This is a genomic window from Streptomyces sp. NPDC079141 (assembly GCF_040686775.1).
GTDB lineage: Bacteria > Actinomycetota > Actinomycetes > Streptomycetales > Streptomycetaceae > Streptomyces.
In genome coordinates, this window is record NZ_JBFBLP010000004.1 from 443,296 (window position 1) to 458,240 (window position 14,945).

Below are 14,945 nucleotides of genomic sequence, written 5' to 3' on the forward strand. Positions count from 1 at the left end.
GTGCGCTAGGACAACTGCCCGATTCCTGTGGCAGGGTGGCCGGAAGTCACTGGGGGAGTGCGTGGGGGTGGACGGCTGTGCCGGAGCTTCGCAAGGGCGGGAACACCGAGGTGGGCGACGGGCGGATCGTCGCCGAACTGCACGCGGTCGGTGAGGCCGTCGATCTGAGCGCGCTGCTGGTCGGGGCGGACGGCAGGGTCAGGTCCGACGACGACCTGGTGTTCTACAACCAGCCCACCGCCGAGTCCGGCGCCGTACGGCATCACGCGGCCGACGCCGAGGGCCCCGAGCGCATCGAGATGGACCCGGCCGCGCTCCCCGCGGACGTCGACCGGGTGGTCCTGGTGGCCAGTTGCGACCCCGCCGACCCGGCGCGCACGTTCCGCGAGGTCAAGGAGGTGGCCATCCGGGCCGCCCAACCCGGCGCGGAACCCGTGCACTTTGCCCCGCCCGACCTCACCGACGGCGAGCGCGCCGTCCTGCTGATGGAGCTCTACCGCAGGGGCCCGGCCTGGAAGCTGCGCGCCATCGGCCAGGGCTACGCCGACGGCCTGGCCGGCCTGGCGACGGACTTCGGGATCCAGGTGGCGGAGGAGGCACCGCAGCCGAAGCCGCAGCCCTCGCCGCAGCCGCCGTCCGTTCCCGTTCCCGCGCCCACGCCCACGATGAGCCTCCGCAAGCCGCCCCTCGGCGCCGTCAGCCTCGACAAGGGCAGCCAGGTCTCCATCAGCCTGGACAAGGCGGACCGGGAGCTGGTGGTCACCGCCACCCTGGAGTGGGACGGCGGCAGCGAGGAGCGCCGCCGGCGCGGCGCCGACCTCGACCTCTACGCCCTGTTCGTGCCCGCCTCGAAGGCGGTGCGCGGCGAGAAGGCCCCCGGCACCGTGGTGAAGGGCCGGCGCAAACAGGCCGACGGCGGCGGCGCGGGGGTCGTCTACTACAAGAGGCTCGGCTCGCTGACGAAGGCGCCGTACATCTGCCTCGACGGCGACGCCCGCGTCCCCGGCCGTGAAACGGTCCGGATCGCCCGCCCCGACGAGCACGGCTACGTCCTCTTCTGCGCCTACAGCGCGGTGAGCAACGGCTTCGGGTCCTTCCGCAGCTTCGGCGCGAAGGTCGTCGTCACCGACGGCCGCGGCTCCACCGTCACCGTGCCGCTGTTCGAGAACACCTCGACCCGGTACTGGGTGGCGATCGCCCTGGCCGACTTCACGGCCCCCGACGGGGCGGCGATCCAGCACGTCGAGGCCTACAGCGGCCGGATGACGGAACGCCGCCCGGTGCTCCACCTGGACGGGACGGTGGAGATGAACGCGGGCCCGGTGGAGTTCAAGAGGCGCTGACGCCGCCCTGCGGGGCGTAGTGGCCGAGGAACATGTCCACCCCGCCGGTGATGAGCCGCTCGGTGAGGCTGTCGTCGATGTGGGTGCCGTAGGTGGTGAAGACCATGTGCGGGAAGACCAGCAGCGAGTACAGCTGGATGATCGCGGCCTCCAGGTCGGGGATCACCAGCCGGCCCCGGTCGGCGAGCGCGCGCAGGGCGTTGGCGACGGCGGGGTGGTGACCCTCGGGGCCGTGCCGCTGCCAGGCCAGGCCCAGCTCGGGGAGGCGGTGCCCCTCGGCGGCCACGAGGTTGCGCAGCGCCGCCACTTCCTCGTTGCCGCGCACCGACTGCACCCATGAGCGGGCGGCGTCGACGAAGGCCGTGCGCAGGTCCTCGGCCTCGGCCAGATGCTCCAGGGCGGCCGTCGACTCCCCGGCCAGGGGCTCGTCGAGGGCGCCCGCGATGACGGCCGAGAACAGGGCTTCCTTGCTGCCGAAGTGGTTGTAGACGGTCACCTTGGACACGCCCGCCGCCGCGGCGATGGCGTCCATGCCGACCCCGAACCCCTCGCGCAGGAACAGCTCCCGGGCGGCCCGGACGATGGCCCGCCGCTTGAGCTCCGCCCGGGGCCCGCTCGGGGGCTGCTTCACGCTCTCCACGCTCATGATCCGAGCCTAGCAGCGAGTTGAACTGAACAGTTGAGTTCAGCTGTACTGTTCCGTACAGTTCAGTTCAGTCGTCCAGTTCAGTCGTCCGGAAGGACCCGTCATGACCAGCACCACGGCCCATGTGCCGGCACCCCCGACGCCCGACCCGCGCCGCTGGGCCGCCCTGGCCCTGATCTGCCTCGCCCAGTTCATGCTGATCCTGGACGTCACCGTCATCAACGTCGCGCTGCCCGACATGGCCGCCGACCTCGGCCTCGGCCGTACGACGCTGACCTGGGCGGTCACCGCGTACACCCTCTGCTTCGGCGGACTGATGCTGCTCGGCGGCCGGCTCGCCGACGCCCTCGGCGCCCGCCGCACCCTGCTGTCCGGACTCGCCCTCTTCACCGCGGCCTCACTGGCGACGGGCCTGGCGCAGAACGCGTCGGTGCTGCTCGCCGGCCGGGTCTCCCAGGGCGTCGGCGCGGCTCTGCTGTCCCCGGCCGCGCTGTCGGTCGTCACCACCTCCTTCCACGGCGCGGAGCGCACCAGGGCGCTCGGCGTGTGGGCCGCGATCGGCGGCAGCGGCGCGGCGGCCGGCGTGCTCTTCGGCGGCGCCCTGACCGAGGGCCCCGGCTGGCGGTGGGTGTTCTACCTCAACGTCCCGGTCGGCCTGGCGGTCCTGGCCGCCCTGCCCACCGTCCTCCCGGCCCGCACCCCGCGGCCGACCCGGCTCGACGTCCCCGGCGCCCTGCTGGTCACAGCGGGCACGGCCGCGCTCATCTACGGCCTGGTCGAGGCCGGCGACTCCGGCTGGACCGGCACCGGCACCCTGCTGCCGCTCTTCGCCGCGGCGGCGCTCTACGCGGCCTTCGCCGCCGTCGAGCGCACCAGCCGGGCCCCGCTGATGGACCTGCGGATGTTCACCCGGCGGCCGGTGCTCGCGGGCGCGTTCCTGATGCTGGTCGCCACCGCCCTGCTGATCGCCTTCTTCTTCCTGGGCTCGGTCTACCTCCAGCACGTCCGCGGCTTCGGACCCCTGGAGACCGGCCTGGTCTTCCTCCCCGTGGCCGTCGCCACCGCCCTCGGCGCCCACCTGGGCTCCCGGCTGGTCGGCCGGCTCGGCAGCCGCCCCACCGCTGTAGGGGGCCTGCTCCTCGCGACGGCCGGCTGCGCACCCCTGACCCGCCTGTCGGAGACCGGCAATGTCTACGCCGTCCTGCTCCCCGGCCTCTCCGTCGCCGCCCTCGGCCTCGGCGCGGTCTTCGTCACGGCGACCGCGACGGCACTGGCGATGGTGGCGCACGAGGAGGCGGGCCTGGCGTCCGGCGTGGTCAACACCTTCCACGAGGTGGGCGGCTCGATCGGCGTCGCGGTCGTCTCCACCGTCGCCGCCGCGGGCATCGAACGGGGCGCGATCGACGGCTTCACCAGCGCCTTCACGCTCTGCGCGGTGACGGCGGCCGTCGGGGCGGCGGCCTGTCTGGGCGTCGTACCGAAGGCGAAGCCGCAGCCCACCGGCGGCCCGCACGTGCACTGAGAAAGCCTCCGGACAGCACTGAGGGCGTACCCCCAGGGGTACGCCCGCCGGCGTGCTCGTCCTGCTGCTGTCCGCCGTCAGTGATAGGCGTGGACCACCGCGTGGCCCTTGCCCCGCCCGATCATCCACTTGTTCACCGGAGTGGTGATCACGAACGCCACCGCGAAGCCGCCCAGCAGCGCCGACCAGAACAACCCGTCCGACAGATGGGCGTCCATCGCGCCCGGCGTGATCGCGATGATCGCGTTGTCGACCAGCTCCATCACGGCGATCGAGACGGTGTCGGCGGCGAGCGCCACCTTGATCGCGGACTTGAGGTCCAGTCCGGCCCGGCGCACCGCGAACAGCGTGAACGAGTAGCCGAAGACGAACGCCAGCGTGATCGCCAGCACCATGGTCTGCACGTTGCCCCACATCAGCGCCGTACCGATCACCATGCCGAGGATCTCGCCGATGGCGCACCCGGTGAGGCAGTGCAGCGTGGCCTTGGCCGCCATGGGCCAGGAGGCACCGTGCCCGTGCCCGTGCCCCGCCGCGTGCTGGTGCCCCTCATGGTGCTGGTGCTCGGTGTGGTCGTGGGTGTGGTGCGCGTGTTCCTGGCGAGCGTGGTGAGTGCCGTGATCCATGACCGTGTCCCCATTCCCCTGTGGGTGCGACCCGCGTTCCGGGCCTCACGTCGATGAACCATATACCCCCCAGGGGTATTCCACCAGTGCCTGTGCTGATCATCTTCCGGCACCGGTCGTGTCCTGGGTACGGAGAAAACTGCGCCGGACAAATTCGAACTCGTGAGGGGTTGCCCCCAACACGCTTTCCAAATGTTCGTACGGGGGTCCGGCGGGGGTCGCACCCGTCCTGACCTGCGGTGGAGCGTTCGGGGTGGCCACGCCCGGACGGGGTCGGACGGGGGTGAATGAGACCAGGACTGAGACCAGGCGCGGTCCGTCTGATCCTCGGGCTGCAACGCTGACCTTGTGCGCGGCCTGGCCTACGTCGGCATGACGCCGTGGATGCGGGACAGCGTGAAGACTCGTTCGGCGTCCCGAAGGTGGCACCAGGCTTCCAGGTAGGACGGGTCGAGTTCGAAGGGGCTGAGTGTACGGACGGTACGGCTGCCCGAGGCGGCGACGTATTCGACCGTGATGGCGGTGCCGATCTCCTCGGTGTCCGTACCGAAGGGGAATCCGGTGAGTCGACGACCGTCGACGCCAATGTGACAGCCGACCGGTTCGGCCGTTCACGCCGGCGCGGTTCCGCTGCGACTCGGCCCGCAGAGGCCGATGCTTTTCATGCGCCTCACTCCTGCCCAGGGCCGAGACCCGCGAGCGCGGCTCCCAGCCGGCGTACCCCCTCGGTCAGCTCGGCGTGGTCGGCGGTGGCGGCGAACCCGATACGCAGGTGAGCCGCTGGTGGCTCGGTGGCGAAGTAGCGGCTGCCGGCGCTCACGGCGACGCCGCGTTGCCGGGCGGCGCTCGTCAGTACGGTGTCGTCCACGCCGGGCGGCAGCCGAACCCACAGGTGCAGTCCGCCCGTAGGCAGCCCGGCCAAGGCCGCGCCGGGGATTTCCTGGGTGACCGCGGCGGCCAGCACGGCGCACCGCTCCCGGAGCGCCACGCCGAGGGACCGGACGTGCCGGTCCCAGGAGGGGGAGCTGAGCACCTCCAGCGCGGCCTCCTGGAGCGGCCGGGTGACGAAGAAGTCGTCGACCAGGCGCACCGCTCGCATGCGCTCCATCACCGGCCCACGGGCCACCAGCGCCCCGATCCGCAGGCTCGGCGCCGCGGGCTTGGTCAGTGAGGTCAGGTAGACGACTGTGCCGTCGCGGTCGTCGGCCACCAGTGGCCGCGGCACCGGGCCGCCGTGCCCCAGGTACCGCGCGAAATCGTCCTCGATCACGAACGCGCCCGAAGCACGCGCCACATCGAGGACCTGGCGGCGACGCTCGGGTGCCAGCACGGTGCCGGTCGGATTCTGGTAGGTCGGCTGGCAGTACAGCAGCCGTGCGCCGGTCATCGCGAACGCGTCGGCCAGCAGGTCGGGCCGTACGCCGTCGGCGTCGAGCGGCACCGGCACCGGCCGCAGCCCCGCGGCGCGGGCCGCGGCCAGCGCGCGCGGATAGGTGGGTGACTCCACCAGGACCGGGCTGCCGGGCCCGGCGATGGCCCGGAACGCGATTGACAGGGCGCTCTGCCCGCCGGCGGTGACCAGTACGTCCTCCGGGGCCACGCCGCTGCCGACGATGCGGGCGAACACGGTGCGCAGCTCCGGCAGGCCACCGGCCGGGGCGCGGTCCCAGGCGTCCGGACGGCGTGCCGCCCGCGCCAGCGCCGCGCTCAGCGCCCGGGTGGGCTGGAGCGAGCGGTGCACGTAGCCGCCGTCCATGGTGATCGTCCCGGCCGGTGGCGGTCCGACCGGGTCGGCGATCAAGTGGGTGTCGACGGCGCGGTCGGTGAGGGCAACCGTCTGCCAGGCCGTGTCGGTGGCAGTGGCGTCGTCGCCGAGCCGGGTGCGCTGCGCCACGTACGTCCCACTGCCCGGACGGGTCACCACCGCGCCCTCGGCGGCCAGTGCGGCGATGGCCCGCGCCACGGTCGCAGGGCCGACCCGGTACTCCTTGATCAACTCCCGGCTGCTCGGCAGCCGGTCGCCGGGCGAAAGGCGGGAGAGCAGCGTACGAAGGCTGTCGGCCAGCTCGCCAGAAGTGCTACCGTCATTCATGAGAGAAGAGAATAGTGCTACTGGCGCTGCCTCGGAAGCACTTCAGCTGGACGTCGCCGCTCTGCGGGCCGACACCCCGGGGTGCCGGCAGGTCATCCACTTCAACAATGCGGGCTGTGGCCTGCTGGCAGCCCCGGTCCTCGACGTGATGGTCGGCCATCTGAACCTTGAGGCACGGATCGGTGGTTACGAGGCGTCGGCCGCCCAGGCCGCCGAAGTCCGCGAGTTCTACACAGAGATCGCCGCCCTCATCAACACCACGCCCGACAACATCGCCTTCGCGGGCAGCGCCACCCACGCCTACGCCAACGCCCTGTCGTCGATCCCGTTCGAGGCCGACGACGTCATCCTGACCACCCGCGACGACTTCATCTCCAACCAGATCGCCTTCCTGTCCCTGCGCAAGCGATTCGGCGTACGCATCGTCCACGCGCCCGACACGCCCGAAGGCGGGGTCGATGTGGAGGCGATGGCCGCGCTGATGCGGACCCACCGCCCGCGCCTGGTGTCCGCCACCCACGTACCCACCAACTCGGGTCTGGTCTCGCCGGTTGCCGAGATCGGCCGCCACTGCCGTGAGCTGGACCTGCTCTACCTGGTCGATGCCTGCCAGTCGGTGGGCCAGTTCGTCATCGACGTGGAAGAGATCGGCTGCGACCTCCTCACCGCCACCTGCCGGAAGTTCCTCCGCGGCCCGCGCGGCTCCGGATTCCTGTACGTCTCCGATCGCGTCCTGCGGGCGGGCTACGAACCGCTGTTCATCGACATGCACGGCGCCCGCTGGACCGAGCCGGGCGGCTACGAGCCCGTAGGGACGGCGGCTCGGTTCGAGGAGTGGGAGTTCCCCTACGCCACGGTGCTCGGCAGCGCCGCCGCGACGCGCTACGCCCGCAAGGTCGGCATCGAGGCCATCGAGCAGCGCACACCGGCGCTCGCGGCCCGGCTGCGCGACCGGCTCCAGCCCATCCCCGGGGTGCGCGTGCTCGACCGCGGCCCGCGCCTCGCCGCGCTCGTCACCTTCGCAGTGGAGGGCTGGCAGCCGCAGCCGTTCAAGGCGGCCATGGACGCCCGCGGCATCAACTCGGCCCTCAGCTTCCGTGAGTTCGCACAGTTCGACTTCGCGGACAAGGGCGTCGAATGGTGTCTGCGCCTGTCGCCGCACTACTACAACACCGAGGAGGAGGTGGACCACGTCGCCGCCGCGGTAGCGGACCTCGCCGGCCAGGGACGGCGATGACCGCCACGCAGACACGCACCGCAGAACCGCTCAGGGAAAGCCTCTGGCGCAACGGCGACTTCCTCAGGTTCTGGCTCGGCGAGACACTCTCGCTCCTCGGCACCCAGGTCACGAACCTCGCCCTGCCGCTGACCGCGATCACCGCCTTCGACGCCACCGACGAGCAGGTCGGTGTCCTGCGCTTCCTGCAACTCGTCCCGTACCTCGGTCTTGCCCTGGTCTTCGGGGTGTGGGTGGACCGGGCTCGGCGGCGTCGGATCATGCTCGGCGCCAACCTCGTCCGGATGATCCTGCTGGCGCTCGTACCCGTCCTGTACTGGACGGACGCGCTCAGCATGGTCTCTCTGCTGGTGATCGCCTGCGCCGTCGGCGTCGCCTCGGTGCTGTTCGACGTGAGCTGGATGTCGTACGTACCCACTCTCGTACGCGACCCCGAGCACTATGTCGAAGCCGGCGCCAAGATGGGGATGAGCTCATCGGCGGCCGATGTGGCCGGGCCCGGGCTCGCGGGTGTTCTGGTCGGCGCCCTGACCGCGCCCGTGGCGCTGATCGTCGACGCGTTCTCCTATCTGGTGTCCCTGATCTCGCTGCTGCTCATCCGCACGCCTGAGTCCCGTCCCGAACCGCCTGCCGCACGACGGCATCTGCCGACCGAACTCCGGGACGGCTTGCGCTGGGTGCTGAAGAATCCAGTCCTGCGGTCGCTGGCCCTGATCGGGTTCTGCTGCAACTTCTCCATGATCACCGTATGGACGATGTTCCTGCTGTACGGAACACGCGACCTGCACCTGGACTCGACGACCCTCGGCGGCATTTTCGCCACTGCCGCCGTGGGCGGATTGATCGGCGCGGCGATCTCCCGGAAGGTCATCCGGCGCTTCCGGCTCGGGCTGGTCTACCTCGTCGCCCAGTCGGTCCTTCTCACCGGCCCGATGCTCATCGTCCTGGCCACCGGCCCCCGGCCGGTGATGGTGGGGATGTTCGTCCTCTCCTTCTTCACCACCTACCTCGGACTCGGCGTCGCAGGCGTCATCATCGTCAGCCTGCGCCAGGCGAGTACCCCGGAGTCGATGATGGGCCGGATGACGGCGGTCTTCCGCACCCTGCTGTTCGGAGGCGGCGCACTCGGCGGCCTGTCCGCGGGTCTGCTGTCCGGCCGGATCGGCGCCCAGGCTGCGTTGACCGTGGCAGCGATCGGATCCGCAGCCGTGCTGATCGCGCTCGTCCTGTCCCCCGTGAGCCGACTCCGTGGGCTGCCATCGGCACCGGAAGAACCCGTCACGGCGGCAGCGGGTGGGCAGGCCGCAGGCTGAGACGGACAACGTCGAAGGGCCCTGCCGCACGGGGTGGGGCCCTGCGGCATCGGAAGCGGTCCACAGGCCGCAGTGGACGGGGCGGCTAGCGTGGCGTGGTGTCGTCGGCCTTGAACGGGCCGCCGTGGCCGGGCACGATCAGGTCCGCGGCGGTCAGCACCCGGAGCCGGGAGGCGCGCAACACCTCACGGTCGGGGGCTACCGGGTCGTCCGCCGGGCCGTCCGCGTGCCACCACAGGTCACCGGCGAAGGCGACAACGCCCGAGTCCGTGCCCGCCAGCAGTGTGATGTCCTCGGCGCTGTGGCCCGGGGTGCGGATCAGCCGTAGCGACGGGGTGAGTTCGTAACCCTCGGCATCCCGGTTCCTCCACTGATCGCCGAGGTACTCCACCTTGTGGTCGTGCACCCGGGCCCGTCCGAACAGGCCCACGTTCATGGTGTTGTCCGGGTGGTGGTGGCTGAGCACCACGTCGGTGATGTCGTCGGGGCCGAGCCCCAACTCGTCGAGCGGAGCGAGGATATGGTCGCGACTCGCCACCATGCCCGGGTCGAAGATCACATGCCGGCCGGCGTCGGACACGTAGGAGACGGTGGCGGCGACTCCGGGGCCGGTGGAGCCGACGTACCCGGTGGTCAGGATCGTGTACACGGCGCTGCGGCCGAGCGGTGCGTCTGTCATGGCCTCAAGCTTTCCGGGCAGGACGATCGTTCACGAGTGGCACAGCTGCCGCTGATCGCAGGATTGGTGCCACACTGCACGTGTGCCTCCCTTCGAGTCCGTCGCCGCGTACACCCCGCCCGGAGTCGGCATGCTCGCCGTCGGCATCGTCACCGAGGTCTTCGGCCCGCACGGCGAGACACTGCCCGGCTTCGACTTCGCCCTGTGCACCGACCGGCCCGGGCCGGTCCCCACCGACCTCGGCGTGCCGCTCACCATCACGCACGGCCTGGACCGGCTCGCCTCAGCCGATCTGGTGATCGCCCTGCCGTGGGCCGGCTTCCGCACATCACCCGCTCCCGCCGTGCTCGATGCACTGTTGGCCGCGCACGAGCGCGGCTCACTGGTCGCGGCCCACTGCGTCGGCGCTTTCGCGCTCGCCGCCGCCGGACTGCTGGACGGCCGGCGGGCCACCACCCACTGGCGGTTCGCCGAACTGCTCGCCCGCCGCCACCCCGACGTCACCGTCGAACCCGACGCCCTCTACATCGACGAAGGACGCATCATCACGGGCGCAGGAGCTGCCGCGGGCTTCGATCTCTGCCTGCACCTGCTGAGGCGGGAGTACGGAGCGGCGATGGCCAACGCTGTTGCCCGGGACGTGGTGCTGCCCTCCCACCGCGACGGCGGGCAGGCACAGTACCTGGCCGCCCCCGCGCCCGAAGACTGCCGCGACGAGCGTCTCGCCGAGGTGCTCGAGTGGGCCCGCGAGAACCTCCACGAGCCGCTTCCCGTCGCGGAACTGGCCCGGCGTGCCTTGATGAGCAAACGCTCCTTCGCCCGCCGCTTCACCGCCGCGACCGGCACAACCCCCCACGCCTGGCTGCGGAGCCTGCGTCTGAGCAGCGCCGAGGAGCTCCTGGAGACCACGGACCTGCCGGTCGAGGAGATCGCCCACCGTGTCGGCTACGGAAGCGCGGCCGTCCTGCGCGAACAGTTCGTGCGCCGCCGGGGAGTGCCGCCCCGCTCCTACCGCCGCTCCTTCACGAACACGCCGTAACGAACAAGTCGAGCCAGGCGGGCCATCGCCGCCCCGAGCAAGGCGTCTCCCACTCCCGCAGACACCGGGCTACGGCACGAGCTGCGGAACTCCTTCCGGTCAAGGTTCGCCGTCACACAGGACAAGGCGCTCGGTGCTCGCCGGGAGGTGCGTGGCACATTGCGAGAAATTTCTCGAATGCCGGAAATAAGTGAGACCGGAACTGAGACCAGGACATGCCGAAGACCCCGGTCGCCAAAGCGGTCCGGGGTCTTCGTTTCGCCTGTTCAGGCGACTGCGGAGGATACGAGATTCGAACTCGTGAGGGGTTGCCCCCAACACGCTTTCCAAGCGTGCGCCCTAGGCCTCTAGGCGAATCCTCCGCCGCAAACAATACAAGACGTTGAGGAGTGCTCGCGAACTCGTTCCCACCCCCGGCCATCGGGTACTGTTTGAGCAGCCCCTCACGCGGCGCTATCTGACTGAACTCCCCCAGGGCCGGAAGGCAGCAAGGGTAGGTTGGCTCTGGCGGGTGCGTGGGGGGCGCTTGCGTTCCTGCGGGACCCTTCCGTTCCTCGCGGGACTCTTCCGTGGGCCCGGGTTGTCAGTGGGCGCCTATAACCTCGTATGCGTGTCGTCTCTCGCGCTGTACCGCCGCTATCGCCCGGAGTCGTTCGCCGAGGTCATCGGGCAGGAGCATGTCACTGACCCGCTGCAGCAGGCGCTGCGGAACAACCGGGTCAATCACGCGTACCTGTTCAGCGGTCCGCGTGGATGCGGCAAGACCACCAGCGCGCGAATCCTTGCCCGGTGCCTGAACTGTGAGCAAGGTCCTACGCCGACTCCGTGCGGGGAGTGCCAGTCCTGCCGGGACCTCGCGCGCAACGGCCCCGGTTCCATCGACGTCATCGAGATCGACGCCGCTTCGCACGGTGGTGTGGACGACGCCCGTGAGCTGCGGGAAAAGGCCTTCTTCGGGCCCGCGAGCAGCCGGTACAAGATCTACATCATCGACGAGGCCCACATGGTCACGTCGGCCGGCTTCAACGCGCTGCTCAAGGTCGTCGAGGAGCCCCCGGAGCATCTGAAGTTCATCTTCGCGACCACCGAGCCCGAGAAGGTCATCGGGACCATCCGGTCGCGGACCCATCACTACCCCTTCCGGCTCGTGCCGCCGGGGACTCTGCGGGAGTACCTCGGGGAGGTGTGCGGGCGCGAGAAGATCCCCGTCGAGGACGGGGTGCTGCCGCTCGTCGTGCGGGCCGGTGCCGGCTCCGTGCGTGACTCCATGTCCGTCATGGACCAGCTCCTCGCCGGTGCGCGCGAGGAGGGTGTGACGTATGCCATGGCCACCTCCCTCCTCGGGTACACCGACGGCTCGCTGCTGGACTCCGTCGTCGAGGCCTTCGCCACCGGTGACGGCGCCGCCGCCTTCGAGGTCGTGGACAGGATCATCGAGGGCGGCAACGACCCTCGCCGCTTCGTCGCCGACCTGCTGGAGCGCCTGCGCGACCTGGTGATCCTCGCCGCCGTGCCGGACGCCACCGAGAAGGGGCTCATCGACGCCCCCGCCGACGTCCTGGAGCGCATGCAGGCCCAGGCCGGCACCTTCGGCGCCGCCGAGCTGAGCCGCGCCGCCGACCTCGTCAACGAGGGCCTCACCGAGATGCGCGGCGCCACCTCGCCCCGCCTCCAGCTCGAACTCATCTGCGCGCGCGTGATGCTGCCCGCCGCCTACGGGGACGAGCGCTCCGTGATGGCCCGGCTGGCCCGGCTGGAGCGCGGCGTGAACTTCTCGGCGGGCGCCGGCGCACCCGCGATGGGGTACGTCCCCGGGCCGGAGGCCCACGGCGTCCCCGCGGGTGGCGGCGCGGCAGCGGCTCGTGCGGCGGTACGGGGGCCGGGCGGGGCTGCCGGACCCGGTCCGGCGCAGGCCGTGGCGCCGACGGGAGTGGGGGCGGGTGGGCCTTCGGGTCAGGTCGCCCCGGCAGCCCAGCCGGCTCCGGGCGGGCAGCCCGTGCCCACCGGCCCGGCCATGCCGGCGGCCGCCGCCCCGCAGCCCCCGAGCGTGGAACAGCCCCAGGCGCCCGCGTCCGCTCCCGCCGCAGGTCCGGCACCCGGTGCCTGGCCGACCGCCACGACCGCGGGCAGCGGCCGGCGCCCCGGCGGCTGGCCCACAGCGGCCCCCGCGGGCGGCGGCCAGCCCCCGGCCGCGCCGACCACACCCAGCGCACCCGCATCCGCGCCCGCGCCCGTACCCACCCCCGCCCCCCAGGCCGCGACGCCCACGCCTGCCCCGGCGTCCGCCCCGGCCGGCGGCCTCGACCCCCGCATGCTCTGGCCGAACATCCTGGAATCGGTCAAGAACCGCCGCCGCTTCACCTGGATCCTGCTCAGCCAGAACGCCCAGGTGGCCGGCTTCGACGGCACGACCCTCCAGCTCGGCTTCGTCAACGCGGGCGCCCGCGACAACTTCGCGAGCAGCGGCAGCGAGGACGTCCTGCGTCAGGCGCTCGCCGAGCAGTTCAACGTCCAGTGGAAGATCGAGGCGATCGTCGACCCGTCGGGCGGCGCCGGCTCGGCACCCCCGCAGACCGGCGGCTCCTCCGGTTACGGCGGTGGCGGCTACGGCGGCGGCGCCCCGGCCGCTCCCCAGCGCCCGGCACCACCGCAGCCCACGCCCGCCGCCCCGGCAGCGACGGCCCCCGCCGCCCCGGCCCCGGCGCCCGTACCCCAGCCCTCCCCCCAGGAGCCCCCGCCGCCGCCCCCGGTCGCCCCCGAGGACGACATCCCCGAGGACGACGACCCGGACCTCAACGAGTCGGCCCTCTCCGGCCGCGAACTCATCGTCCGGGAGCTCGGAGCGACGGTGGTGGAGGAGTTCACCAACGAGTAGAACCGCTCCACCGCCCCCTCGCCTTGTGCGAACCCACAAACCCCTTTACCCCGCCCCTTCGGAAGCCCGCACAAACCCGCCGTCCTCGCTCCGGTTAGGCTGACCCCCGTGAAGGTCCTCGTCATCGGCAGCGGTGCCCGCGAACACGCCCTGTGCCGTTCCCTGTCCCTCGACCCCGACGTGACGGCGCTGCACTGCGCCCCCGGCAACGCCGGTATCGCCGAGGTCGCCGAACTGCACCAGGTCGACGCCCTGGACGGCGCCGCCGTTGCCGCGCTGGCCACGGAGCTCGGCGCCGAGCTGGTCGTCGTCGGGCCGGAGGCACCGCTTGTCGCGGGGGTCGCCGACGCCGTGCGCGAGGCGGGCATCCCGGTCTTCGGCCCCTCCAAGGAGGCCGCGCAGCTTGAGGGCTCCAAGGCCTTCGCGAAGGACGTGATGGCGGGAGCCGGCGTCCCGACCGCACGGTCGTACGTCTGTACGACGCCCGAGGAGGTCGACGAGGCCCTCGACGCCTTCGGCGCCCCCTACGTCGTCAAGGACGATGGGCTCGCCGCCGGCAAGGGCGTCGTCGTGACCGCCGACATCGAGGCCGCGCGGGCGCACGCCAACGCCTGCGAGCGCGTCGTCATCGAGGAGTTCCTCGACGGCCCCGAGGTCTCCCTGTTCGCCATCACCGACGGCGAGACGGTCCTGCCGCTCCAGCCCGCCCAGGACTTCAAGCGCGCCCTGGACGGCGACGAGGGCCCGAACACCGGCGGCATGGGTGCGTACTCCCCGCTGCCCTGGGCCGACCCGAAGCTGGTCGAGGAGGTCCTGCAGACCGTTCTGCAGCCCACCGTCGACGAGATGCACCGCCGCGGCACCCCGTTCTCCGGTCTGCTCTACGCCGGTCTCGCCATCACCTCCCGTGGTGTGCGCGTGATCGAGTTCAACGCGCGCTTCGGCGACCCGGAGACCCAGGTCGTCCTGGCCCGTCTGAAGACCCCGCTCGCGGGTGTCCTGCTGGCCGCCGCCAAGGGCGACCTCGCCGACCTGGCGCCGCTGCGCTGGAGCGCCGACGCCGCGGTCACGGTCGTCGTGGCCTCGCACAACTACCCCGGCACCCCGCGCACCGGCGACCCGATCACCGGCCTCGACGAGGTCGCCGCCGAGGACGCCCCGCACGCCTACGTCCTGCACGCCGGTACCAAGCACGACGGTGACGCCGTCGTCAGCGCCGGCGGCCGCGTCCTGTCCGTCACGGCGAGCGGCAAGGACCTGACCGAGGCCCGCGAGCGCGCGTACCGGGCGGTCGGCCGTATCCGGCTCGACGGCTCCCAGCACCGCACGGACATCGCGGCGAAGGCGGCGGCCGGAGAGTAGGCCGCACCGCGCCAGGATGAACCGTCCAGGCCCCGGATCCGTCTCAGGAGCCGGGGCCTGCTGCTTGTCGGAAACGTGGCCTGATGCTGTCGGAAACAGGGGCCTGATGCTCGCTGTCCGTCATCCACCTTTCCCCAAGGCCATTCCATCGAGTGACCGATCCCCCATCCGGCTGACGGGGGCCGAGGCCCCAACTAGGGTGCGGCGCAAG

12 protein-coding genes, 1 tRNA gene and 1 other RNA gene are annotated in these 14,945 nt (G+C 71.8%); 8 read left to right on the top strand and 6 right to left on the bottom strand.

Translation table 11 applies throughout. From position 1 onward, the window contains the following. The first annotated feature begins 77 nt into the window (after window positions 1-77). A complete protein-coding gene (locus tag AB0Q90_RS16245; protein WP_363163330.1) occupies window positions 78-1,343 on the top strand; it encodes a TerD family protein in 1,266 nt (421 codons plus the stop codon). On the opposite strand, the gene AB0Q90_RS16250 is transcribed toward AB0Q90_RS16245, so the two are convergent. Further along, window positions 1,330-1,989, bottom strand: a complete 660-nt coding sequence (locus tag AB0Q90_RS16250; protein ID WP_363163329.1) for a TetR/AcrR family transcriptional regulator — start codon at window positions 1,987-1,989, stop codon at window positions 1,330-1,332. The genes AB0Q90_RS16245 and AB0Q90_RS16250 overlap by 14 nt on opposite strands. A 103-nt stretch (window positions 1,990-2,092) precedes the next feature. Between AB0Q90_RS16250 and AB0Q90_RS16255 the strand changes: the two genes are divergently transcribed. Continuing rightward, a complete protein-coding gene (locus tag AB0Q90_RS16255; protein WP_363163328.1) occupies window positions 2,093-3,511 on the top strand; it encodes an MFS transporter in 1,419 nt (472 codons plus the stop codon). 77 nt (window positions 3,512-3,588) lie between these two features. Here AB0Q90_RS16255 and AB0Q90_RS16260 read toward each other — a convergent pair whose 3' ends face one another. The 3 genes from AB0Q90_RS16260 to AB0Q90_RS16270 form a co-directional block, all read right to left on the bottom strand. Then, window positions 3,589-4,137: a DUF4396 domain-containing protein gene (locus AB0Q90_RS16260; RefSeq protein ID WP_363163327.1), complete on the bottom strand. Its 549-nt coding sequence runs from the start codon at window positions 4,135-4,137 to the stop codon at window positions 3,589-3,591. A 362-nt stretch (window positions 4,138-4,499) separates the two neighbouring features. Continuing rightward, complete coding sequence (locus AB0Q90_RS16265; RefSeq protein WP_365733257.1) at window positions 4,500-4,724, bottom strand: WYL domain-containing protein; 225 nt, start codon at window positions 4,722-4,724, stop codon at window positions 4,500-4,502. Window positions 4,725-4,807: 83 nt separating this feature from the next. Then, window positions 4,808-6,229 carry a PLP-dependent aminotransferase family protein gene (locus tag AB0Q90_RS16270; protein ID WP_363163326.1) on the bottom strand — a complete coding sequence of 474 codons (1,422 nt, stop codon included), beginning with the start codon at window positions 6,227-6,229 and terminating at the stop codon, window positions 4,808-4,810. Between AB0Q90_RS16270 and AB0Q90_RS16275 the strand changes: the two genes are divergently transcribed. Beyond that, window positions 6,228-7,466: an aminotransferase class V-fold PLP-dependent enzyme gene (locus AB0Q90_RS16275; RefSeq protein WP_363163325.1), complete on the top strand. Its 1,239-nt coding sequence runs from the start codon at window positions 6,228-6,230 to the stop codon at window positions 7,464-7,466. The two genes, AB0Q90_RS16270 and AB0Q90_RS16275, sit on opposite strands and share 2 nt — an antisense overlap. Next, entirely contained in the window at window positions 7,463-8,779 is a 1,317-nt protein-coding gene (locus tag AB0Q90_RS16280) for an MFS transporter (protein WP_363163324.1), read from the top strand. Before AB0Q90_RS16275 ends, AB0Q90_RS16280 begins: the two co-directional genes overlap by 4 nt. Before the next feature lie 85 nt (window positions 8,780-8,864). On the opposite strand, the gene AB0Q90_RS16285 is transcribed toward AB0Q90_RS16280, so the two are convergent. Then, window positions 8,865-9,458 carry an MBL fold metallo-hydrolase gene (locus AB0Q90_RS16285; protein WP_363163323.1) on the bottom strand — a complete coding sequence of 198 codons (594 nt, stop codon included), beginning with the start codon at window positions 9,456-9,458 and terminating at the stop codon, window positions 8,865-8,867. 130 nt (window positions 9,459-9,588) lie between these two features. Here AB0Q90_RS16285 and AB0Q90_RS16290 point away from each other — a divergent pair, with 130 nt between their 5' ends. Further along, window positions 9,589-10,497, top strand: a complete 909-nt coding sequence (locus tag AB0Q90_RS16290; protein ID WP_363163467.1) for a helix-turn-helix domain-containing protein — start codon at window positions 9,589-9,591, stop codon at window positions 10,495-10,497. A gap of 277 nt (window positions 10,498-10,774) precedes the next feature. Here AB0Q90_RS16290 and AB0Q90_RS16295 read toward each other — a convergent pair. After that, window positions 10,775-10,859 (bottom strand) — tRNA-Ser (locus tag AB0Q90_RS16295). 72 nt (window positions 10,860-10,931) lie between these two features. Between AB0Q90_RS16295 and ffs the strand changes: the two genes are divergently transcribed. The 3 genes from ffs (at window position 10,932) to purD (ending at window position 14,734) form a co-directional block, all read left to right on the top strand. Beyond that, window positions 10,932-11,030: signal recognition particle sRNA small type (gene ffs / locus AB0Q90_RS16300), an RNA gene on the top strand. A 77-nt stretch (window positions 11,031-11,107) separates the two neighbouring features. Continuing rightward, on the top strand, window positions 11,108-13,372 hold the full coding sequence (locus tag AB0Q90_RS16305) for a DNA polymerase III subunit gamma and tau (RefSeq protein ID WP_365733237.1): 2,265 nt from the start codon (window positions 11,108-11,110) through the stop codon (window positions 13,370-13,372). Window positions 13,373-13,480: 108 nt separating this feature from the next. Further along, on the top strand, window positions 13,481-14,734 hold the full coding sequence (gene purD / locus AB0Q90_RS16310; protein ID WP_363165405.1) for a phosphoribosylamine--glycine ligase: 1,254 nt from the start codon (window positions 13,481-13,483) through the stop codon (window positions 14,732-14,734). Window positions 14,735-14,945 lie beyond the last annotated feature (211 nt).

What these genes read in the sequence shown, in the direction of transcription:
- AB0Q90_RS16250 (WP_363163329.1), bottom strand. Translation starts at nt 1,989, where the DNA reads ATGAGCGTGGAGAGCGTGAAGCAGCCCCCGAGCGGGCCCCGGGCGGAG.
- AB0Q90_RS16255 (WP_363163328.1), top strand. Translation starts at nt 2,093, where the DNA reads ATGACCAGCACCACGGCCCATGTGCCGGCACCCCCGACGCCCGACCCG.
- AB0Q90_RS16260 (WP_363163327.1), bottom strand. Translation starts at nt 4,137, where the DNA reads ATGGATCACGGCACTCACCACGCTCGCCAGGAACACGCGCACCACACC.
- AB0Q90_RS16275 (WP_363163325.1), top strand. Translation starts at nt 6,228, where the DNA reads ATGAGAGAAGAGAATAGTGCTACTGGCGCTGCCTCGGAAGCACTTCAG.
- AB0Q90_RS16270 (WP_363163326.1), bottom strand. Translation starts at nt 6,229, where the DNA reads ATGAATGACGGTAGCACTTCTGGCGAGCTGGCCGACAGCCTTCGTACG.
- AB0Q90_RS16280 (WP_363163324.1), top strand. Translation starts at nt 7,463, where the DNA reads ATGACCGCCACGCAGACACGCACCGCAGAACCGCTCAGGGAAAGCCTC.
- AB0Q90_RS16285 (WP_363163323.1), bottom strand. Translation starts at nt 9,458, where the DNA reads ATGACAGACGCACCGCTCGGCCGCAGCGCCGTGTACACGATCCTGACC.
- AB0Q90_RS16290 (WP_363163467.1), top strand. Translation starts at nt 9,589, where the DNA reads ATGCTCGCCGTCGGCATCGTCACCGAGGTCTTCGGCCCGCACGGCGAG.